Source organism: uncultured Sphingomonas sp., from assembly GCF_913062585.1.
In the GTDB taxonomy this organism is placed as follows: domain Bacteria; phylum Pseudomonadota; class Alphaproteobacteria; order Sphingomonadales; family Sphingomonadaceae; genus Sphingomonas.
Map to the genome: position 1 here is coordinate 13,187 of NZ_CAJXWX010000013.1, position 20,586 is coordinate 33,772.

General features: G+C 66.8%; 21 protein-coding genes and 1 tRNA gene. 12 read left to right on the plus strand and 10 right to left on the minus strand.

Going from position 1 to position 20,586, the window contains the following annotated elements:
- Positions 1-40: 40 nt before the first annotated feature.
- From QZ546_RS10170 to serS, 4 genes are all read right to left on the minus strand, one after another.
- Positions 41-448, minus strand: coding sequence for a hypothetical protein (locus QZ546_RS10170; RefSeq protein WP_294236746.1), 408 nt, complete (start codon positions 446-448; stop codon positions 41-43).
- A 98-nt stretch (positions 449-546) separates the two neighbouring features.
- Complete coding sequence (locus tag QZ546_RS10175; RefSeq protein ID WP_294236748.1) at positions 547-1,773, minus strand: M23 family metallopeptidase; 1,227 nt, start codon at positions 1,771-1,773, stop codon at positions 547-549.
- Between the two features lie 34 nt (positions 1,774-1,807).
- Positions 1,808-2,572, minus strand: a complete 765-nt coding sequence (gene surE / locus QZ546_RS10180; protein ID WP_294236750.1) for a 5'/3'-nucleotidase SurE — start codon at positions 2,570-2,572, stop codon at positions 1,808-1,810.
- On the minus strand, positions 2,572-3,849 hold the full coding sequence (gene serS / locus QZ546_RS10185) for a serine--tRNA ligase (RefSeq protein ID WP_294236752.1): 1,278 nt from the start codon (positions 3,847-3,849) through the stop codon (positions 2,572-2,574). The genes surE and serS overlap by 1 nt, the downstream gene beginning before the upstream one ends.
- Positions 3,850-3,938: 89 nt before the next feature.
- Here serS and QZ546_RS10190 point away from each other — a divergent pair, with 89 nt between their 5' ends.
- A complete protein-coding gene (locus QZ546_RS10190) occupies positions 3,939-4,370 on the plus strand; it encodes a host attachment family protein (protein ID WP_294236754.1) in 432 nt (143 codons plus the stop codon).
- Between the two features lie 25 nt (positions 4,371-4,395).
- On the opposite strand, the gene QZ546_RS10195 is transcribed toward QZ546_RS10190, so the two are convergent.
- Positions 4,396-5,265: a PEP-CTERM sorting domain-containing protein gene (locus QZ546_RS10195; protein ID WP_294236756.1), complete on the minus strand. Its 870-nt coding sequence runs from the start codon at positions 5,263-5,265 to the stop codon at positions 4,396-4,398.
- A gap of 431 nt (positions 5,266-5,696) precedes the next feature.
- On the opposite strand from QZ546_RS10195, the gene dksA reads away from it, so the two are divergent.
- A complete protein-coding gene (gene dksA, locus QZ546_RS10200) occupies positions 5,697-6,158 on the plus strand; it encodes an RNA polymerase-binding protein DksA (RefSeq protein WP_294236757.1) in 462 nt (153 codons plus the stop codon).
- A 226-nt stretch (positions 6,159-6,384) separates the two neighbouring features.
- A complete protein-coding gene (locus QZ546_RS10205; protein ID WP_294236760.1) occupies positions 6,385-6,789 on the plus strand; it encodes a PilZ domain-containing protein in 405 nt (134 codons plus the stop codon).
- A gap of 194 nt (positions 6,790-6,983) precedes the next feature.
- On the opposite strand, the gene QZ546_RS10210 is transcribed toward QZ546_RS10205, so the two are convergent.
- Positions 6,984-7,139 carry a DUF465 domain-containing protein gene (locus QZ546_RS10210; protein WP_294236762.1) on the minus strand — a complete coding sequence of 52 codons (156 nt, stop codon included), beginning with the start codon at positions 7,137-7,139 and terminating at the stop codon, positions 6,984-6,986.
- A gap of 230 nt (positions 7,140-7,369) precedes the next feature.
- Here QZ546_RS10210 and QZ546_RS10215 point away from each other — a divergent pair, with 230 nt between their 5' ends.
- Both QZ546_RS10215 and QZ546_RS10220 read left to right on the plus strand, forming a co-directional pair.
- The gene (locus tag QZ546_RS10215; protein ID WP_294236764.1) at positions 7,370-7,567 is read left to right on the plus strand and encodes a DUF465 domain-containing protein; all 198 of its coding nucleotides are present in this window, start codon (positions 7,370-7,372) and stop codon (positions 7,565-7,567) included.
- A gap of 75 nt (positions 7,568-7,642) precedes the next feature.
- Positions 7,643-8,104 carry a DUF1465 family protein gene (locus QZ546_RS10220; protein ID WP_294236767.1) on the plus strand — a complete coding sequence of 154 codons (462 nt, stop codon included), beginning with the start codon at positions 7,643-7,645 and terminating at the stop codon, positions 8,102-8,104.
- Between the two features lie 3 nt (positions 8,105-8,107).
- Here QZ546_RS10220 and QZ546_RS10225 read toward each other — a convergent pair whose 3' ends face one another.
- Complete coding sequence (locus QZ546_RS10225) at positions 8,108-9,067, minus strand: nitronate monooxygenase family protein (protein ID WP_294236770.1); 960 nt, start codon at positions 9,065-9,067, stop codon at positions 8,108-8,110.
- A gap of 133 nt (positions 9,068-9,200) precedes the next feature.
- Here QZ546_RS10225 and QZ546_RS10230 point away from each other — a divergent pair, with 133 nt between their 5' ends.
- Positions 9,201-11,786, plus strand: a complete 2,586-nt coding sequence (locus QZ546_RS10230; RefSeq protein WP_294236773.1) for a M1 family metallopeptidase — start codon at positions 9,201-9,203, stop codon at positions 11,784-11,786.
- A gap of 257 nt (positions 11,787-12,043) precedes the next feature.
- Positions 12,044-13,672, plus strand: coding sequence for a peptidase S10 (locus QZ546_RS10235; protein ID WP_294236776.1), 1,629 nt, complete (start codon positions 12,044-12,046; stop codon positions 13,670-13,672).
- 105 nt (positions 13,673-13,777) lie between these two features.
- Here the strand turns inward: QZ546_RS10235 and QZ546_RS10240 are convergent.
- Together QZ546_RS10240 and QZ546_RS10245 are read right to left on the minus strand one after the other, a co-directional pair.
- Positions 13,778-13,853 (minus strand) — tRNA-Lys (locus QZ546_RS10240).
- A 142-nt stretch (positions 13,854-13,995) separates the two neighbouring features.
- Positions 13,996-14,604 carry an NAD(P)-dependent oxidoreductase gene (locus QZ546_RS10245; RefSeq protein ID WP_294236779.1) on the minus strand — a complete coding sequence of 203 codons (609 nt, stop codon included), beginning with the start codon at positions 14,602-14,604 and terminating at the stop codon, positions 13,996-13,998.
- A gap of 41 nt (positions 14,605-14,645) precedes the next feature.
- Here QZ546_RS10245 and QZ546_RS10250 point away from each other — a divergent pair, with 41 nt between their 5' ends.
- Entirely contained in the window at positions 14,646-15,050 is a 405-nt protein-coding gene (locus QZ546_RS10250) for a helix-turn-helix domain-containing protein (RefSeq protein WP_294236782.1), read from the plus strand.
- A gap of 134 nt (positions 15,051-15,184) precedes the next feature.
- On the opposite strand, the gene QZ546_RS10255 is transcribed toward QZ546_RS10250, so the two are convergent.
- The gene (locus QZ546_RS10255) at positions 15,185-16,627 is read right to left on the minus strand and encodes an NAD-dependent succinate-semialdehyde dehydrogenase (protein ID WP_294236785.1); all 1,443 of its coding nucleotides are present in this window, start codon (positions 16,625-16,627) and stop codon (positions 15,185-15,187) included.
- Positions 16,628-16,834: 207 nt separating this feature from the next.
- Here QZ546_RS10255 and QZ546_RS10260 point away from each other — a divergent pair, with 207 nt between their 5' ends.
- From QZ546_RS10260 to QZ546_RS10275, 4 genes are read left to right on the plus strand one after another with little or no spacing between them, the layout of a single operon-like run.
- Positions 16,835-17,866: a sulfate ABC transporter substrate-binding protein gene (locus tag QZ546_RS10260; RefSeq protein WP_294236788.1), complete on the plus strand. Its 1,032-nt coding sequence runs from the start codon at positions 16,835-16,837 to the stop codon at positions 17,864-17,866.
- A gap of 5 nt (positions 17,867-17,871) precedes the next feature.
- Complete coding sequence (gene cysT, locus QZ546_RS10265; protein ID WP_294236791.1) at positions 17,872-18,702, plus strand: sulfate ABC transporter permease subunit CysT; 831 nt, start codon at positions 17,872-17,874, stop codon at positions 18,700-18,702.
- The gene (gene cysW / locus QZ546_RS10270; protein WP_294236794.1) at positions 18,699-19,544 is read left to right on the plus strand and encodes a sulfate ABC transporter permease subunit CysW; all 846 of its coding nucleotides are present in this window, start codon (positions 18,699-18,701) and stop codon (positions 19,542-19,544) included. The genes cysT and cysW overlap by 4 nt, the downstream gene beginning before the upstream one ends.
- Complete coding sequence (locus QZ546_RS10275) at positions 19,541-20,584, plus strand: sulfate ABC transporter ATP-binding protein (protein ID WP_294236797.1); 1,044 nt, start codon at positions 19,541-19,543, stop codon at positions 20,582-20,584. Before cysW ends, QZ546_RS10275 begins: the two co-directional genes overlap by 4 nt.
- Positions 20,585-20,586 lie beyond the last annotated feature (2 nt).

The window sequence follows — 20,586 nt, forward strand, 5'->3', positions numbered from 1 at the left end:
AAAGGGCGCGCGGACCCAAGTCCCGCGCGCCATATCGCTGTTACCGACAGAGGGTACGGCCATTCTGTCGGACATAGTGGCAGGGGCGGTAGCCCGAGCCCGGTCCGGTATAGTTGGTATAGTCGCCCTGCGAGCGCGGATCGACATAGCCGGGGGTGCGACGCGCGCGATCATATTCGCGAGCGACGCGCGCTTCGCGCCGGGCCCGCCAATTGTCGCCGCGCCAGCCGCGATCGTCACGCCAGCCGCGCCGCTCGCCCCGCCAGTCGCCCCGATCCCCCCGATCACCGCGCCAGTCGCGACGGTCGTCGCGGCGATCACGGTCGTGACGATAGCCATCGTCGCGCCAGGACTGGGCCTGGGCCGAGGACATAGGCAGCGCCGTCGTCGTCGCAACGCCCGCCACCGAAAGGCCGATCATGGCCAGAGTTCGGAACATCTTCTTCATACGCCAACTCCCAGGGGCAGCGGCCCCAAGTTCGTTTTCAACCTATGGCAGGTCGTGGCGTTCCGTATCCTGAACCGCCCGTTAGGCGATGTTCATCTTCAGCGGGCGGGCAATTGGCTCAGCGGATCGACGGGCGCACGGCCCCGGCGCAGTTCGAAATGCAGTTCGGGTCGGTCGGCAAAGCCGCTCTGGCCCGACAGCGCCAGCGTCTGGCCGCGCTTCACGCTCTGGCCGCGCTGGACCATCAGCTTGGAGGCATGGCCATAGACGCTGGTCCAGCCGTCGCCATGCTTGACGATGACCAGGCCGCCCAGCGCGGCGATGCCGTCGCCGACATAGGCGACGACGCCGTCGGCGGTCGCCTTGATCGGCGTGCCGACCGGTGTGGCGATCTTGATGCCGTCATTGCGCTCGCCGCTGGAGCCGGCGCCGAAGCGCTTCACCACCTTGCCGTCGACCGGCCAGGCAAAGCCCGAGCGCAGGCGGCTGGGCGCGGCGACCACGGCGGTCGGCGGCAGGACGCGGCGCGGGGTGGGGCTGGGCTTGGCGGGGGCCTGGTTGCTGGCCAGCGCGGGCTCGCCGCCGGTCAGGATGTCGTCGACGTCGAGCGTGAAGGCCGCCGCGCGCTCGGCCGCGCTGCTGGGCGGAGTGCCGCTCGCCGTGGCGGTTGCCGCACCGGGGATCACGATACGCTGTCCCGCGCGCAGGACAAAGGGTTCGGTCAGCCCGTTCGCCTCGACGATGCGGGACCATTCGACACCGTAAGCGCGGGCAATGGCGATGCCGCTCTCGCCGGAGCGGACCAGATGATAGCGGCCACCGGGAATGGTGAGCTTCTGCCCCGCCTTGATGACGAAGGGCGGGGTCAGGCCATTGGCGCGGGCGATCGCCTCGGACCCTGCGCCGGTCTTGTCGGCGACGCCGCGCAGCGTGTCGCCGGGCTGCACCACATAGCTCGTCTCCGCGATCGCACGCGCGTCGGGGGTGACGGGCCGTACCTCCCAGGAGGGGCGGGGTGCGGGCAGGGTGGAAACGCGCTGGCGCTCGGCACCGACCGGCTGCGGCGTGTCGGTCACCGGCGATGCGAGCGGCGTGCGGCGGAGTGTCCGGGTGGTCGTGGCGGGCACCGAGCGGCGGATGGTCGGACGCATGCCGACCGGACGCGGCGGAGGCGCGACGGCCGTCTCACGCGCCGCCGGAGTGGTCTGGACGGGCGCCGGGATGGGCGGAGCGACCGGCTGTGGCGCTGCCATGGGCGGCTCCATATTGGGGATACAGGCCGATACCAGCAGGCCGATACCAATCACGCCCCCGATGGATGCCACATTCCGCCCCACGCCCCAGTCCCCCCGGCTCAACTCAGCGATACGCTTCGTTAAGCATAGCAAGCGAAGGGCCATGCGTCAGGTCGAGATGCAAGGGCGTGACGGCGATATGATCGTCCGCGATCGCATCCAGGTCGGTATCGTCGCCCGGCTGGTGCGGCAGGCGACCAAGCGCCAGCCAGTAATAGTCATAGCCGCGCGGATCGCTGCGCCGGTCGAGCCGGGCGCGGCCATAGTCGCGCAGACCCTGGCGCGCGACCCGAATACCCTTGACCGCCTCCGGCGCGACCGGCGGGAAGTTGACATTGACGAGCGTGCGCGGTGCGAAATCGAGTGCCAGCAACGGCCGCAAGACCCGTTCGCCCCAAGCCTCTGCGGTCGCGAAGGATACCCGGTCCCCGACTCCTTGCGTCGGGTAACGCTGGCTGAGCGCGATCGCGCGGATGCCCGCCAGCGCGCCTTCCATGGCAGCGGAGACTGTCCCGGAATAGAACACGTCCTCGCCCAGATTGGCGCCGCGATTGACGCCTGACAGGATCAGGTCGGGCTTGGCGTCCTTCATCACCTCGCCCAGCGCCATCAGGACCGAATCGGTCGGCGTGCCGGTGACCGCAAAGCGCCGCTCGCCGAACTGACGGAGCCGCATCGGCCGGGTCAGGGTCAGCGAGCGACTGGTCCCCGACTGATCCTCGGCCGGCGCGACGATCCAGACATCGTCGGACAGCGTTGCCGCGATCCGTTCCAGCGCGGCGAGCCCCGGCGCGTGATAGCCATCGTCATTGGTCAGGAGGATGCGCATCAGCGCGGCTCCAGCACCGCCTGTCCGCCCAGATAGGGGCGCAGCACCTCCGGCACGACGACCGAGCCATCGGCCTGCTGGTAATTCTCGATCACCGCGACGAGGGTCCGGCCGACCGCCAGCCCCGAGCCGTTGAGCGTATGGACGAACCGCGTCCCCTTGCCCTCGGTCGGGCGATAGCGCGCCATCATGCGCCGCGCCTGGAAATCGGTGCAGGTCGAGCAGGACGAAATCTCGCGGTAGCGCGCCTGGCCAGGCAGCCAGACCTCCAGGTCATAGGTGCGCGCCGCCGAGAAGCCCATGTCCCCGGTGCACAGCAGCATCCGGCGATAGGGCAGGCCCAGCGCCTCCAGCACGCCCTCGGCACAGGCCGTCATCCGCTCATGCTCGGCATCCGACTGGTCGGGGGTGGTGATCGACACCATCTCGACCTTGTCGAACTGATGCTGGCGGATCAGGCCGCGCGTGTCGCGCCCCGCAGCACCCGCTTCCGAACGGAAACAGGGGGTGAGCGCAGTGAAGCGCAGCGGCAGCTCCGCCTCGCTCAGGATCGCCTCGCGGACGATGTTGGTCAGCGATACCTCGGCGGTGGGGATCAGCCAGCGGCCATCGGTGGTGCGAAACAGATCCTCGGCGAACTTCGGCAACTGGCCAGTGCCGAAGGCGGCCTCGTCGCGGACCAAGAGCGGCGGCTGGACCAGCTCGAACCCGTTCTCCTCGGTCATCCGATCGAGCATATATTGGCCGAGCGCACGCGACAGGCGCGCCATCGGCCCGCGCAGCAGGGTGAAGCGCGCGCCCGACAGCGCCACGCCGGTCTCGAAATCCATGCCCAGCGCGGGCGCGATCGCGTCATGCTCGCGCGCCTCGAAGGCGAAGGTAGTCGGCTCGCCCTTCTGATGGACCAGCGCATTGTCATTCTCGTCCGCGCCGGGCGGCACGTCGGCGGCGGGCAGATTGGGAATAGCGGCGAGCGCGGTGTTCAGCTCGGCCTCGACCACGCGTTCCTGCTCTTCCAGCTCGGGCAGCTTCGCCTTGAGTGCCGCAACCTCGTCCATCAGCGCCTGGGCCCGCGCCTCGTCGCGCGCGGCCTTGGCCTGGCCGATCTGCTTGGACAGGTCGTTGCGGCGGGTCTGCGCGGCCTGCGCCTCGGCGATGATCGTGCGGCGGCGTTCGTCGGTCGCGATCAGCGTCTCGGCCTGGGGGGCGGCGCCCCGCTTGGCAAGGGCGGCGTCGAAGGCGGCGGGGTCGTCCCGGATCAGGCGAATGTCGTGCATGGGGGCGAGGCTATGGCCTCCGCTCCGCCGTCACGCAACCCGTGGCGAAGCGCCCGCGTTATCCGCCCGTCCATAGAAGGAGAAACGCGATGCGAGTGCCGCATAACAGCTTCGTGCTGGTGGTCGATGGCCAGAAGAGCCTGTTCTTCCGCAATGATGGGGATGCCGAATATCCTAATTTGATCGTCGAGACGGCGGTGGAGCATCCCAATCCCGCCGATCGCGACCAGAAGACCGACCGGGCCGGGCAGGCCTCCTCCACCCTGGGCGGGACGATGGGCGAGGCCGATTTCCACCAGCAGGAAGAGGATCGCTTCGCGGCCGAAACCGCCGACATGCTCAAGCGTCGCGCGCTGGCCAACGAGTATGAAGCGCTGATCGTCGTGGCGCCGCCCAAGACGCTGGGCGAACTGCGCAAACATTATCACAAGGCGGTCGAGGACCGGCTGGTCGGCGAACTGGCCAAGGACCTGACCGGCCATCCGGTGCCCGACATCGAGGCCGCGCTGCAAAAGGCCTAAGGTGCCGGTCCGGCGGTGCCGACGCTCAGGCCGCCTTTGGCCTGGTCAGGCGCCGCCGGATGACCAGGGCCGCAGCCGCGCTGCCGAACAGCAGGACCATCGGCGGCGCGGGGACAGGCGTGGGCGGGTGCGTTTCGCCATTGCCCGAAGAGGAGGCGCTGGAGGCGCTGGACGCGGACGAGGCGCTCGACGCCGAACTCGCCGACGAGCCGTTGGACGACCAGCCGTTGCTGCTGGACGTATAGCCGCTCGACGAGGCCGAAGAAGTGCTCGAGGCGCTCGACGAACTGACATTGCCCGACGATGCGCTGGTCGAGGAGATATTGCCCGACGACGTCGAAGACCCGCCGGTGGAGGTCGAGGAGCCGCCCGTCGAGGTCGAGGAGCCGCCCGAGCCGCCCGACGCCGAGGATGTGGACGAGCCACCCGATCCGCCCGAGGCGGACGAAGTGGAGGTCGACCCGCCGCTGCTGGTCGAGGAGATGACGATGCTGCCGCTCGATCCGCCGCCGCCAAAGCCGAAGCCGCCGCCAAAACCGCCGCCCCAGCCGCCACCGAAGCCACCGCCCCAGCCACCGATCACGGCAGGCACATAGCCGCCGCCGGTCGCAACCGACGGGCCGCCGGGGGGCAGGGGAACGGGAACTGGCGGCGACTGCGTCGTGACGGTGACGATGGTCGGCGGCGGGGTGGTCGTGGTGGTGGTGCGACGGGTGACGGCACGGCGTGCGACACGGGCCGGAGGATCCCTGTGCACGATCCGCTTCTTGACCTTTGTCTGCTTGACCAGGGGCGGCCGCGTGGGATTGTCCACCATATGGACCGCCCCCCCGCCGATCACGGCGCCGCCCGCGGCACATGCCGTCAGCTTCGCCAAGGCCATTCGCACTGACATCGTCCCATCCTCAAACCGTGCAAGCCTCAAGCCGCGCGCTGGGACGACATCGCCGCCCGGCCGCCCGCACGGCAGTTATGGGGCCGCATATGTCATCATACTGACCAAGAAAGGCTTAAGCTCCAACCCCCGTCGTGCGGCGTAACGTCCGGCTTTGGGATTCGGGCCCCGGGAACCATTACGGCCGAACGTCGAGACGAGGCGACGGACCGGCGGGTTCGATGATCGGGTGTGCAAACCCCGTGCCTAGGGCCCGCTTTGTCCATATTCTGTTCATGCCGCAATATTATTATAGAAATTACGATTACGATGAAATGTCGGTCGCTTGCGACAAAAGGTGGCACCGACTATAGGCGCTATCAACCATCAGGGGGCGGTCCCGACGAACTCGGTGCCGAACGTCGCTCCGACGGGCCCTTTGGGAGAGTGGTATGGCGACGGTGTTTAATCGCGTGAAAGATTCCACTGGGCCGGATGCGGCCAACGATATCGACGAAAATTATCGTCCGAGCGCGGACGAGCCGTTCATGAGTCTGAAGCAGCAGGCCTATTTCCGCCGCAAACTGCTGGAATGGAAGGAATCGATCCAGCGGGAGGCGCAGGGTACCCTGTCGCAGCTGCAGATTGATTCGCTCCGCGAACCCGACCTGACCGATCGCGCATCGAGCGAGACCGACTGGTCGATCGAACTGCGGACCCGCGATCGCCAGCGCAAGCTGATCTCCAAGATCGACGCCGCGCTGCGCCGGATCGACGAGGGTGAATATGGCTATTGCGAAGTCACCGGCGAGCCGATCAGCCTGGGTCGGCTGGAAGCCCGGCCGATCGCGACGATGACGGTCGAGGCGCAGGAGCGTCACGAGCGCAACGAAAAGGTTTCCCGCGACGATTGAGCCGGCGCAGCCGGTCCTGCCCCAATTCCGGGGCTGCCCCGACCCGAGACGGCCCTAATCAGGAAAAGTCCTGATTAGGTTCGGGGCGCAGTGCCTCCATCGAATGGGCGCAAATCCGTATTGCCCGTCCGTTGCGATCAGGCGTTTCCCAACCATATTAATGAAATGGCAACGCAGCCCCGGCTACGTCAGGGGCGCATGGAAACGTTCGGGCACCGGAAGCGATATGGACGCGATGAACCGCATGCCCGGTAATGGGGCAAAAATGGCCGAAGAGGAACTGGAGCGGGCAGACCGCACCGGACAGCGCGACAGCCTTTTGATGATGGCGCAAATGACGCTGGAAGGCGAGAACAGTCCACGCGAGGTCCGCGTGCGCAATATTTCCGAAGGCGGCCTGATGGCCGAATTGCCGGTATCGGTGGAAATCAACTCGTCGGTCCAACTCGACCTGCGCGGCGTGGGCCCGATCACGGGTCGGATCGCCTGGTGCACGCAGGGGCGCGTCGGTGTTGCCTTCGACCGTCAGATTGATCCCAAACTGGCGCGCAAGCCGGTCGGCGGCGGCACATCGACGCCCGAATATGCCAAGGCCGCCACGACGCCGAAAACCCGGCCTTTCAACCACTGAACCGATCCCGGTTCGGCGGGATCGGCATTTCTACCCCGGGAAAAAGGGGTGGAAAGCGGGAATGTCAGCGATGTCGTTCTGGCGTCGCGCGCTACCGCGCTGAAATGCGTGAGGCGGCGATGGCCGCGCCCGGTGTCGCGGCGACCGCAATAAGGGCCGCGGCGGGTCACCGGACCCGCGCGGCCGAGCGGGGCTTACAGGCCCAGCATTTCTTCCTTCAGCTTAAGCTTCTGCTTTTTGAGACCCGCCAGGACGATAGGGTCCGGTACGGGACGCTGCGATTCGGCGCTGATTCGCCGATCAAGCGTGGCGTGCTTGGTCTCCAGGGCCGTTTGATGCGCCGTATGCATAGGGCTTCAACCTCCTGTCGTTGCTTTGGGGATAGGATTAAATCACCAAATCGCGCGCTTGTCCCCCCTGATTTTGGTTGAAATCGACCGGTCGAAGCATTTGGCGGGATGACGCGTTGGAGACGCGTCGAGCAGATGCCTGGGCCTCTCGCCGCGCCCGCCCGGGCTTGCTACAGGGGCTCGCCAGGCGTCGGACGTTCCGCGCGCCGGCCCGGCATGGGGGTAGCAGGATGGACATCACGCTGGCGCGTGCGCGGATCGACATATTGCGCGTCGAGCATCGCGATCTGGACGACGCGATCGCCGCGCTGCTGCAGTCCAACACCCCGGACCAGCTGCAGATCGCCCGCCTCAAGAAGCGCAAATTGCGCCTGCGCGACGAGCTGGCCGAGCTGGAGGATCGCCTGATCCCCGACATCATCGCCTGATCGCGCGCCGTATCGGGACAGGGGGGCGGTCGTCGGGTCTTGTGTCGGATCGCCGGCTCATGCGAGCGAAGCGCTATGTTGCGCGCCGCCCCTGACTCCCCCTTCCACGCCCGACTGATCGACGGCCTTTATGGCGAGGCCATGGCGCTGGCCGAGGATGCGCGGGGCTATTTCGACGGCATCGGACGCATTGAGCGCGAATCGCTCGATCCGGTCGCGCGGGTGGCCTTTTCCTGCGAATCGCTGAAGGTCACGACGCGGCTGATGCACATCATCGCCTGGGTCCTGACCCAGCGCGCGGTCGAGGCGGGGGAAATGGGCTGGGACGATGCGCGCCATCCCGTCCGGCGGCTGGGCCGTTCGCCCGAGTCAGAGGTGGAGCAGGTGGAGACGTTGCCCAAACATGCCCGGTCGCTGACCCATGCCAGCCTGGACCTGCACCGCCGGGTCGAGCGGCTGGACCAGCTCGCCGACAGCGAGATGCCGGTCGTCAGCCCCGCGCGAATGCTCCACGCCCGGCTCGACCAGGCATTCTGATCCTCAATCCCTGAGCGACAGGCGCGCGCGCGCCGCGGCATATTGGCGGGCCAGCGTCGCGACCCGCTCGGCAGCCGGCACGATCCGGTCGACCGCGCCGATGCCCTGGCCCGCGCCCCAGATGTCGCGCCACGCCTTGGCCGCCTGGCCGCCGCCGAAATTCATCGCCGCCACATCGCCCTCGGGCAGATGATCGGGGTCAAGCCCCGCGGCAGTGATCGAGGCGCGCAGATAATTGCCGTGCACGCCGGTGAACAGGCTGGAATAGACGATGTCGCTGGCCCGGCCATCGACCACCGCCTGCTTATAGGCCTGTGCCGCATTGGCCTCGACCGTCGCGATGAAGGGGGAGCCGATATAGGCGAAGTCGGCGCCCATGGCCTGCGCCGCCAGCACCGCATCGCCGGTCGCGATCGCCCCCGCCAGCGCGAGCGGCCCGTCGAACCACGCCCGGATTTCCTGGACCAGCGCGAAGGGCGAGAGGCGCCCCGCATGGCCGCCCGCACCGGTCGCCACCGCGATCAGGCCATCTGCGCCTTTCTCCACCGCCTTGCGTGCGAAACGGTCGTCGATCACGTCGTGCAGCGTGATCCCGCCCCAGTCGTGCACGCCCGCATTGACGTCCTCGCGCGCGCCCAGCGAGGTGATGACGATCGGCACCTTCCATTTGGCGCAGACCGCCAGATCGGCCTCCAGCCGGTCGTTGGAGCGGTGGACGATCTGGTTGACCGCGAAGGGCGCCGCCGGGCGATCGGGATGCGCACGGTCGTGCGCGGCCAGCTCCTCGGTGATGCGATGCAGCCATTCGTCGAGCAGGCTCGCGGGCCGCGCGTTCAGCGCCGGGAAGGATCCGACGATCCCCGCCTTGCACTGGGCGATGACCAGATCCGGGTTGGAGATGATGAACAGCGGCGACCCGATGACGGGCAGGGCGAGACGACTCAGGGCGGATGGCAGGCTCATGGCTTGACGATAACGTAAAGGTAAAGCGTGTCTAGCCGCAGCCCGATGACATATTATGACATGACTGACATTTGCTTTGGGATGGGGAGGGCGTAGGTATCGGGCCATTCCCCTGAGAGAGGCCCTTTTGCCCATGAAGTCCGCACTTTCGGTCCTGCTGGCCCTGACCGTATCAAGCCCCGCGCTGGCGGCGGGGCAATTGCCCCAGACGGTCGCCCCCGTCCTGTACGACATCACCATTCGCCCCGATGCCAAGGCGATGACCTTTTCGGGTGAGGAGACGGTCGATGTCGATGTGCGACAGGCGACCGCCAGCATCGTGCTCAACGCCGCCGAACTGACCGTCTCCACCGCGACCTTCGACGGCAAGCCGGTGCCATTTGCGCTGGACAAGACGGCGCAGACCCTGACGCTGACCCTGCCGCAGGCGGCGTCGGTCGGGCGGCACAAGGTCGGCTTTGCCTGGACGGGTACGATCAATCGTTCGGCCAACGGCCTGTTCGCGATCGACTATACCAATGCGGACGGCACGCCAGACCGGATGCTGGCGACCCAGTTCGAGGCGCCCGACGCGCGCCGCTTCGCGCCGATGTGGGACGAGCCCGCCTTCAAGGCGAAGTTCCGCCTGGCCGCCACCGCCCCCAAGGGCCAGCGCGCGATCAGCAACATGCCCGCCGCCTCGATCACGCCCCAGGCCGATGGCAGCCAGCTCTACCGGTTCGACGAGACGCCGGTCATGTCGAGCTATCTGCTGTATTTCGGCTCCGGCAATCTCGACCGCAAGACGGTGGATGCGAGCGGCGTCCAGATCGGCGTGGTCAGCCGCAAGGGCGTGGTCGACCAGGGCGATTATGCGCTGGGCGCGGCGACCAAGCTGCTTTCCTATTATAACGACTATTTCGGCACGCCCTATCCGCTACCCAAGATGGACATGATCGCGGGGCCGGGCTCCAGCCAGTTTTTCGGCGCGATGGAGAATTGGGGCGCGATCTTCTATTTCGAGAACGAGCTGCTCTTCGACCCCAAGGTCATGACCGAGAGCAACCGCCAGCGCATCCACACCGTCGTCGCGCATGAAATGGCGCATCAGTGGTTCGGCGACCTGGTGACGCCGCGCTGGTGGGACGATCTGTGGCTGAACGAGGGCTTCGCCTCCTGGATGGAGGGCAAGGCGTCCAACGACCTCAACCCCAGCTGGAAGGCCGCCGCAGCGAATGTGTCGGGTGAGCGCGAGTCCGCGATGGGCATCGACGCGACCGCCGCGAGCCACCCGATCATCCGCAAGGTCGAGACGGTCGACCAGATCGGCGAGGCGTTCGACAGCATCACCTATCTGAAGGGGCAGGCGGTGATCGGGATGCTCGAATCCACGCTTGGCGCGGACACGTTCCGCAAGGGCATCCGCGCCTATATGGCGAAGTATAAATATCAGAACACCGTGACCGACCAGTTGTGGGAGGAACTGTCCAAGGCGTCGGGCACCAATGTCGCCACCATCGCGCACGACTTCACGCTGCAAAGCGGCGTGCCGCTGATCACCCTGTCGGGCAGCCGTTGCGAGGGCGGCAAAACGGTTGCGATGCTGGCTCAGGGCCGCTTCGGCCTGGACCAGGCGTCCAAGGTGCCGCAGACCTGGCACGTCCCCATCCGCGTCGCCACGATTGGCGGCGGGGAAACCAGCACGATCGTGACGGGCGCGACCCCGATGCCGGTCAGCGTCGGCGGATGCGGCACGCTGGTCCTCAATCAGGGCAAGGGCTCCTATACCCGCGTCCTGTATGACGATGCGGGCCATGCCGCGATCGTGCGCGACTATACCCGGCTGACGCTGGAGGATCGCCTGGGCACGCTGGGTGACGATTATGCGCTGGCGGCGGGCGGTTATCAGGATCTGGGCCGCTGGTTCGACCTGATGGCACGCGTCCAGCCCGAGGCGGATCCGCTGGAATGGCAGACGGTGGCGGGCGAGCTGGCCCGGCTGAACGGCTTGTACAAGGGCACGCCGCTAGAGCAGCCGTTGCGTGCGAAGACGGCCGCGATCCTGTCGCCCGTCCTGGCGCGGGTCGGCTTCGAGGCGCAGCCGAATGAGGGTGCGCTGATCTCCAATCTGCGCGAGACGCTGATCGGCCAGCTCGGCACCAGCGGCGATGCGATGGTCGCGGCCCGCGCGCGCGGCTATGTCGCCGCGCTGGCGAAGAACCCCGACGCGATCCCGGCGGCGATCCGCCAGCCGATTCTGGCCACCTACGCCACCCGCGCGACGTCCGCCGAGTGGGACAAGCTGCTCGACCTGGCCAAAGACGAGCGCAATCCCGTGGTCAAGAACCGCTATGTCCGCCTGCTGGGCTATGCCGAGGATGAAAATGCGGCACGCCGGGCGCTGGGCCTGTTGAAGGGCAACAGCTTCACCCCGCCGCAGCGGGCCGCGCTGCTCAGTGCGATCGCGGGCGCGCATCCCGACATGGCGTTCGACTGGGCGGTGGCGAACAAGCCGCTGGTCGACAGCTTCCTGGAGGAAAGCAACCGGGCGACCTTCATCGTCGGTCTGGGGGCCGGATCGAACGACCCCGCCATGCCGGGCAAGATCGAGAGCTGGGCTGCGGCCAACCTGCCCGAAGGATCGCGCGGCGGCGCCAAGCGCGCCCTGGCCCAGATCGCGGTGCGCAAGGCGGTGGCGGATCGCCTGAAGCCTGCGGTCCAGACCTGGCTGGCCCGCTGATCCCACAATCCTCCCCAAGCTACGCTTGGGGAGGGGGACCGCCCGGCAACGCCGGGTGGTGGAGGGGCGATGCCCTGTCACTTGCTCCGGGTGATGGCGGTCGGGGAGGGATATGCCCCTCCACCATCGCTGACGCGATGGTCCCCCTCCCCATCAAAGATGGGGAGGACTAAGGGAAAGGGCGAAAGCGAAGCGCTTGCCTTCCCGACCAAAACGGGGGAACTTTGACGCAACTGTCAGTCTTTCGTGAGCGCTCCGTGATCCGCAATACTCTCGTCCTTCTCCTCGCCGCCACTGCTTTGACCGCGCCGCTCGCCGCGCAGGAGGAGGGAGAGAAAAAGGCCGCGCATCACGAAGCCGCCAAGGCCGAGGTAGAGGCTGCCTGGGTCCGCGCGCCGCTCGACGAGGCCGAGGTGCGGCACCGCGACAGCGTGACCATCAACGGCCGCGTCTATCCCTATGTCGCGTCGGCGGGCACGCTGACTATCCGCGATATCGAGGGCAAGCCGACCGCCTCGATGTTCTATACCGCCTATACGCTGGACGGGGTGAAGCCGGGTACGAAGCGCCCGGTGACTTTCCTGTATAATGGCGGGCCGGGTTCGCCCTCCCTCTGGCTGCGCATGGGGTCGTTCGCGCCGATCCGCATCCGTACCACCAGCCCGGAATTCGTGCGCCCTGCACCCTATGATGTCGGGCCCAATCCGGACTCGCTGCTCGACAAGACCGACCTCGTCTTCCTCGACGCGATCGGCACCGGCTATTCGCGCCCGCTGGGCGATATGAAGCCGGCGCAATTCTACGGCGTGGACGAGGATGTCGACGCGTTCGCGGGCGCGATCCAGCGCTACGTCACCAGATATGGCCGGTGGATGAGCCCCAAATTCCTGCTGGGCGAGAGCTATGGCACGCTGCGTTCGGGGGCGCTGGCCTATCAGTTGCAGGAACGGGGCATGGCGCTGAACGGCGTGGTGCTGCTCAGCTCGATCATGAATTACGGCTATCGCCAGCCGGGGCTGGATCAGGTCTATATCAATTATCTGCCCAGCTATGCGGCGACCGCCTGGTACCATAATCGCCTGACCGACCGCCCCGCCGATGTCGCGACGGTGGTGGCGCAGGCGCGGGCCTTTGCGGTCGGGCCGTACATGTCGGCGCTGGCCAAGGGGCAGGGCATCTCGCCCCAGGAGCGCGACCAGATCGCCGAGCAGATGAGCCGCCTGATCGGCCTCTCGCCCGATTATATCAAGCGTGCGAACCTGCGTATCGACCTGCCGCGGTTCCAGAAGGAATTGCTGCGGTCGCAGGCGCGGACCGTGGGGCGGTTCGATTCGCGCTATCTGGGCATCGACACCGACGCGGCGGGCGATCGGCCGGAGACGGATGCCTCGTCGGACGCGATCTCCGGGGCTTATATCGCGTCCTTCCAGGACTATCTGCAATCAACGCTCGGCTACCAGACCGAGCTGCCCTACCGCCTGTCGGCGCGTGATGCGGCGGGCTGGACCTGGAACTGGAAGCACAAGTCGCCCGATGGCGGCCAGAACAACCCCAACACAGCGATCGACCTGGCGGCCGCAATGCGGGCGAACCCGTATCTGAAGGTGCTGTCGATGAACGGCTATTACGACATGGCCACGCCGTTCTTCGGGACCGAGAACGACCTTGGCCACATGATGCTGGAGCCCGCACAACAGGCGAACCTGCGCTTCGCTTATTATCCGGCCGGGCACATGACGTACCTGAACCCCGATGCGCTGCACAGCATGAAGGCGGACCTGTCGCGCTGGTATGACGAGGCGGTGAGCGATGCGAAATCGGCGACCCCGCCGGTGCCACCTTCGGGGCAGGGGGCAAAGTCCTCCACCCGCGCTCTATCGGACTGAAGGGCGACAATGGGGCGGTGGCGGTCGGACCGTCGCCACCCGTTGGGCGCAACGTCGCGAGCGGCAGCTATCGCTGTCGAGCAATTCACGGAAAAATCGTGGAAATGGTGGACGCACTTGGGCTCGAACCAAGGACCCGCTGATTAAGAGTCAGCTGCTCTACCAACTGAGCTATGCGTCCGATGCCGGTCTGCGGCATGGCGGGGAAGCGATGTCCCCGTCTGGTCGGGCGCTGTTAGCGGAGCGACTCCGACCTGCCAAGGGGTTTTTTGACATTTTTATTGTGGCCGGGATCGACACTCCGATCCCGGCCATCAAGCGGCTCAATAGCCGACGGTGAAGCGCTGGCGGATGTGGCGGGGCTGCTCGATCTCGTCGGCCAGTGCGATGGCGTAATCCTCGAACGAGATGCTGCTGCCCTGTTCGTTCGCCAACAGCTGATCGGTGCCGAGCCGGAACCGACCGGTACGCTCGCCGGGCACGAACATCGCGGAGGGCGACAGGAACGTCCAGTCCAGATCCTCGACGTCGCGCAGCAGGTCGAGAAAGGCGGTGCCCGCGCTCGCCTCGGCCTTATATTCGTCCGGGAAGCCGGGCTGGTCGATCAGCCGCTGGCCGGGCGCGACCTCCAGGCTGCCCGCGCCGCCGACGACAAGATAGCGCTTCACGCCCGCCGCGCGTACCGTGTCGATCAATGCCTTGGCATCGGTTACCAGGAAATGGACCGAGCTGACGACTGCGTCATGGCCCCGCAGCGTGTCAGCCAGGGCGTGAGCGTCGTTCATATCGCCAGCGGTCGGCGTGACGCCGGGCAGATCGGCAATCCGCTCGGCATGGCGGGCGATGGCGGTCACCTGATGGCCGCGATCCGACAATTCCTTCAGGATACGCGAGCCCGCCTGGCCCGATGCTCCGATCAGCGCAATCTTCATGGTCTTTCCTTTTCATGGTCCACTTTGTAGACCGTGGAGCTATGCAAGGCCGCGCAACACCGCAAGACGTCCCTTTTCAGGGACCAGGTCACATCGACCTGACCGGGGAGAATGGCTGTCCGGTTCGTGACGTTCTCGACCGGATCGGGGACCAGTGGAGCCTGCTCGTCCTTTCCGCGCTGGAACCGGAGACATTGCGGTTCAACGTGTTGCTGCGCCGGATCGGGGACGTGTCGAAGCAGATGCTGTCGCGCACGCTCCGGCGCTTGGAGGAGGACGGGTTCGTCGAGCGCACCGTCTATGCGGAGGTACCGCCGCGTGTGGAGTATCGGCTGACCGAACTGGGCCGATCGTTCCTAGAGCCGATGCAGGGGCTGGTCCGCTGGGCGGACATGCATCAGGCGGAGGTGGAGGCGGCGCGGGCGGCGTATCGGGCACGCGAGTGAAGGGCGTGGCGCCGCCACCATGACCTGCGCTCGCGGTCGCGTTCCGGTACGATATTGAGCAGCCCATTCCTCCCCAAGCTATGCTTGGGGAGGGGGACCGCCGGGCGCAAGCCCGGTGGTGGAGGGGCAGGGCCTCAGGCGATGTGAACCGCCTTGGTGATCATATGGTTGGCGATGCCCTCCGGTCCGTCTTCCGAACCGTATCCGCTTTCCTTGACCCCGCCGAAGGGCGCATCGCCCCAGCTGAGCCGTACGGTGTTGATCGCGATCATGCCCGCCTCGATCTCGTCGCCCAGCTGGTTCTGGCGGCGGCCATTCTCGGTGAAGCAATAGGCGCCCAGGCCGAAGGGCAGGCGGTTCGCCTCGGCGATCGCGTCCTCGGTCGTGGCGAAGGGGCGGATCAGTGCGATCGGGCCGAACGGCTCCTCGTTCATCGCCTTGGCGTCGAGCGACACGTCCGCCAGCACGGTGGGCGCGAAGAAGAAGCCGTCACCGTCTGCCTTGGCTTCACCGCCGGTCAGCTTGCGCGCGCCGTTCTTCACCGCATCCTCGATCATCGCGCCGATCGCTTCGGGGCGGCGGGGATTGGCCATCGGGCCCATCTGCGTATCGCTCGACAGGCCGTCACCGATCTTCAGCGCGGCGGCGCGCTCGGCAAAGCCCTTGGCGAAGCGCTCGTAAATGCCTTCCTGCACATGGAAGCGGGTGGGGGCGACGCAGACCTGGCCCGCATTGCGGAACTTGTGGGTAACGAGCGTATCGAGCGTCTTGTCGAGATCGCAATCGTCGAAAACCAGCACCGGGCCGTGACCGCCCAGCTCCATGGTCGACTTCATCACCGTATCGGCGGCGAGCTTGAGCAGATGCTTGCCGACCGGCACCGATCCGGTGAAGCTGAGCTTGCGGGTGATCGGCGAGGCGAGCAGGTGGCGCGACACCGCATCGGGCACGCCGAAGACCAGCTGCGCGACGTCGCCGGGCAGGCCCGCATCCTGGAAGCAGCGCAGGATCGCGATGGCGCTGGCGGGGGTTTCCTCGCTGGGCTTCAGGATGACCGAACAGCCTGCGGCGATGGCGGGCGACAGCTTGCGCACCGGGTTCATCACCGGGAAGTTCCACGCGCAGAAGGCCGCGACCGGGCCGACCGGCTGGTGCAGCACCAGCGAGCGGGTGCCGGTCGGACGCGGCAGGACGCGGCCATAGATGCGCACCGCCTCGCCCGCATGGAATTCCAGCAACGCGGCGGTCGCGGCGACCTCACCGCGCGCCTCGACGATCGGCTTGCCTTCCTCCAGCGTGGCGAGGCGGGCGAGATCCTCGGCACGCTCGCGGACCAGCGCGGCGGTGCGTAGCAGGACGGCGGCGCGCTCCTGCGGCGAGACTTTCCGCCACGTCTCGAACCCGCGCGCGGCGGCCTCCAGCGCGCGGTCCATGTCGGCGGTGGTGGCAAGCGGCAGGTCGCCCAGCGGCTGGCCGGTCGCGGGGTTCAGCACCGCCTGGGTATCGCGCCCTGCCGCACCCAGCCATTCGCCAGCGATATACAGGCCGGTCTTCACGTCGAAATCGAGGGCGGTCATGCGCGTCCTTTCCAGGGAAGGTGAGAGGTTTATGCGGGCGGGAGATCGGCCCTGTTCGCCATGGATGCAAGGGCGAACGCCGCCGGACCGGCCTTCTGTCGGGATCGGGGGAGCAAAAGCAGGGCTTTGTGCGTCCCAAGCTTTCCGGCATTTCCTATCGGGAGGATCGAGATAGGTTACGCGCCGAAACGAAAGGGACGGGTCCAGATGCGAGCACCATTTCGGGCAGCTATTGCCGCGTTGATGATCGGAGCGACCGGCCTGTCGGGCTGTTCGGGCGGGAATGGCGGCGGCAAGGGCTCGGTCGAGCTGCTGAACGTCAGCTATGACCCGACGCGCGAGCTGTACAAAGACGTCAACGCCGCGTTCGCGAAGGCGTATAAGGCGAAGACCGGCCAGACCGTATCGTTCCGCATGAGCCATGGCGGGTCGGGCAAGCAGTCGCGATCGGTGATCGACGGGCTATCGGCCGATGTCGTGACGCTGGCGCTCGCCTATGACATCGACGCGATCGCCGAACGGGCCAAGCTGCTTCCGGCCAACTGGCAGAGCCGCCTGCCGGACAATAGCGCGCCCTATACCTCGACAATCGTGTTTCTGGTCCGCAAGGGCAATCCCAAGGGCATTCGCGACTGGGCCGATCTGGTGAAGCCGGGCGTGCAGGTCATCACGCCCAGCCCCAAGACCAGCGGCGGGGCGCGTTGGAATTTCCTGGCCGCCTGGGCCTATGGCAAGAAGGCGGGCGGCTCCGATGCGGCGGCGCAGAAATATGTGGCGGACCTCTATGGCCATGTGCCGGTGCTCGACTCCGGTGCGCGCGGCGCGACCACGACCTTTGTCGAGCGCGGCTTGGGCGATGTGCTGATCGCCTGGGAGAATGAAGCGCTGCTGTCCGAGAAGGAACTGGGCGCGGGCAAGTTCGACATCGTCGTGCCCTCCATCTCGGTCCTCGCCGAGCCGCCGGTCGCGGTGGTCGATGCCAACGCCAAGGCGCATGGCACCGAGCAGGTCGCGACCGAATATCTGAAGTTCCTCTATACGCCGGAAGGGCAGGAGATCGCCGCGCGCAACTTCTACCGCCCCCGCGATCAGGCGGTGCTGGCGAAATATGCCGCGACCTTCCCCAAGCTGGAGATGGTGACGATCCAGGACTTTGGCGGCTGGGGTGCGGCGCAGAAGCGTTTCTTTGCCGATGGCGGCGTGTTCGACAGCATCTATGCCGGCAGCAGGAAGCGCTGACCGGGATGGGGCGTTCGACGCGACGATCCGCCTTGCCGGGCTTCGGCCTGACCATGGGGATGACGATCCTTTGGCTCGGGCTGGTCGTACTCATACCCTTGTCGGCGCTGGTTATCCGGGCGGCGGGCATGGGCTGGGACGCTTTTGCCGAGGTCGGGCTATCGCCGCGCGCGCTGGCGGCCTATCGCCTGAGCTTCGGCGCGGCGCTGGCGGCGGCGGCGGTCAATTCGGTGTTCGGGCTGCTGATCGCCTGGATCCTTGTCCGGTATGAGTTCCCGGGCAAGAAGCTGATCGACGCGGCGGTGGACCTGCCCTTCGCGCTGCCGACGGCGGTGGCGGGTATCGCGCTCGTCGCGCTCTATTCGGACAATGGCTGGGTGGGATCGCTGCTCGCGCCGTTGGGGATTAAGGTCGCCTATACGCCGCTTGGCGTGACGATCGCGTTGGTTTTCATTGGTTTGCCATTCATTGTTCGCTCGGTTCAGCCGGTCCTGGCCGATCTGGGCCGGGATGTGGAAGAGGCCGCCGCGACCCTGGGCGCCACGCGTGCTCAGACATTCCACCGGGTCATATTGCCGGCCATCGCACCGGCATTGCTGACCGGCTTCGCGCTCGCCTTTGCGCGCGGCGTGGGCGAATATGGCTCGATCATCTTCATCGCGGGCAATGCCCCCTTCAAGTCGGAGATCGCGCCGCTGCTGATCATCACCCAGCTCGAGCAGTTCGACTATGACGGCGCGACGGCCATCGCCTGCGTGATGCTGGTCCTGTCCTTTGCGCTACTGCTGTTCGTCAATCTGCTTCAGGCGTGGCGCGCCAAGCGGGGGACGCGATGAGCGCCTCCAATCCGACCACCCATGAAAGCCGCTGGGCACGGCGGACGCTGATCGCGGTCGGCTTCCTGTTCCTGGCGCTTTTCCTGTTTCTGCCACTTATCATGGTCTTCGCGGGTGGTCTTGCCAAGGGATGGCAGGTGTTCGTCGAGGCGCTGGTCGATCCGGATGCGCTGGTGGCGATCCGTCTGACCCTGCTGGTGGCGGCTATATCGGTGCCGATCAATGCGGTGTTCGGCGTTGCGGCCTCCTGGGCCATCGCCAAGTTCGATTTTCGTGGAAAAAGCCTGCTCATCTCACTGATCGATCTGCCTTTTTCCGTGTCGCCGGTGGTGTCGGGTCTGATCTTCGTGCTGCTGTTCGGGGCGCAAGGATGGCTGGGCCCTTGGCTGACCGCACATGGCGTGCGGATCATCTTCGCGGTGCCCGGCATCGTACTGGCCACCGTCTTCGTGACCTTCCCCTTCGTCGCGCGCGAGTTGATCCCGCTCATGGCCGAACAGGGCCGCGACGACGAGGAAGCGGCGCGGTCGCTGGGGGCGAGCGGCTGGCAGACCTTCTGGCACGTCACCTTGCCGAATATCCGCTGGGGGCTGCTCTACGGCGTGCTGTTGTGCAATGCCCGCGCGATGGGCGAGTTCGGCGCGGTGTCGGTCGTGTCGGGGCATATTCGGGGGCTGACCAACACCATGCCGCTGCATGTCGAGATCCTGTACAATGAATATGACTTTGTCGGCGCGTTCGCGGTGGCGTCTCTGCTCGCCTCGCTCGCGCTGGTGACCTTGGGAGCGAAGACCGTGCTGGAATGGCGTTTCGGCATCCACCGGGCGGGAGCCGCGCATTGAGCATCGTCGTCGAGAATATCTCCCGCCGCTTCGGCGGTTTCACCGCGCTGGATCGCGTCTCGCTGGAGACGAAGCCGGGCGAGTTCCTGGCGCTGCTCGGCCCCTCGGGATCGGGCAAGACGACGCTGCTGCGGACCATCGCCGGGCTGGACTTTGCGGATGAGGGTCATGTCCTGTTCGACGGGCAGGACATGACGGGCACTCCGGCCGCCGAGCGGCGGATCGGTTTCGTGTTCCAGAATTACGCGCTGTTCCGTCACATGACGGTGGCGGACAATATCGCCTTCGGCCTGACGGTGCGCAAGCGGCGCGATCGGCCTGCCAAGGCGGTGATCGCCGCCAAGGTCGCCGAATTGCTGGAACTGATCCAGCTGCCCCAACTGGGCGATCGCTACCCCGCGCAGCTGTCGGGCGGCCAGCGCCAGCGGGTGGCACTGGCCCGTGCGCTCGCCATCGAGCCGCAGTTGCTCCTTCTGGACGAGCCGTTCGGCGCGCTCGATGCGCAGGTGCGCAAGGACCTGCGCGGCTGGCTGCGGCGCATCCATGACGAGACGGGGCTGACGTCGATCTTCGTGACGCACGACCAGGAAGAGGCACTGGAAATCGCCGACCGCATCGTCGTGATGCGCGGCGGCGTGATCGAACAGGTCGGCACCCCGCGTGAGGTGCAGGCCGAACCGGCCACCGCCTTCGTGTCGTCCTTCATCGGTGAAACCAACTGCCTTCCCGTCACGCGGGCAAGCGGCTCGGCAATGGTCGTGCAGGGGCTGGCGGTGCTGCCCGATACGAGCCGGGGGGAGGGGGCGGGCGAGCTTCACATCCGCCCGCATGATGTCGAACTGGCCGCACCGGGCGCGCCCGACGCGTTAACCGTCACGGTGGTGACGAGCCGCCCGATCGGCCGGTCGCGTCGCATCACCGTCGCGATGGCGGGGTTGGCCGAGCCGTTGACCTTCGACCTGCCCGTCGACGCCAGCGCCGCGACGGGCGATGTGCTGAACCTGCGCCCGACCCACTATCGGATATTCGCAAAGATTTGATC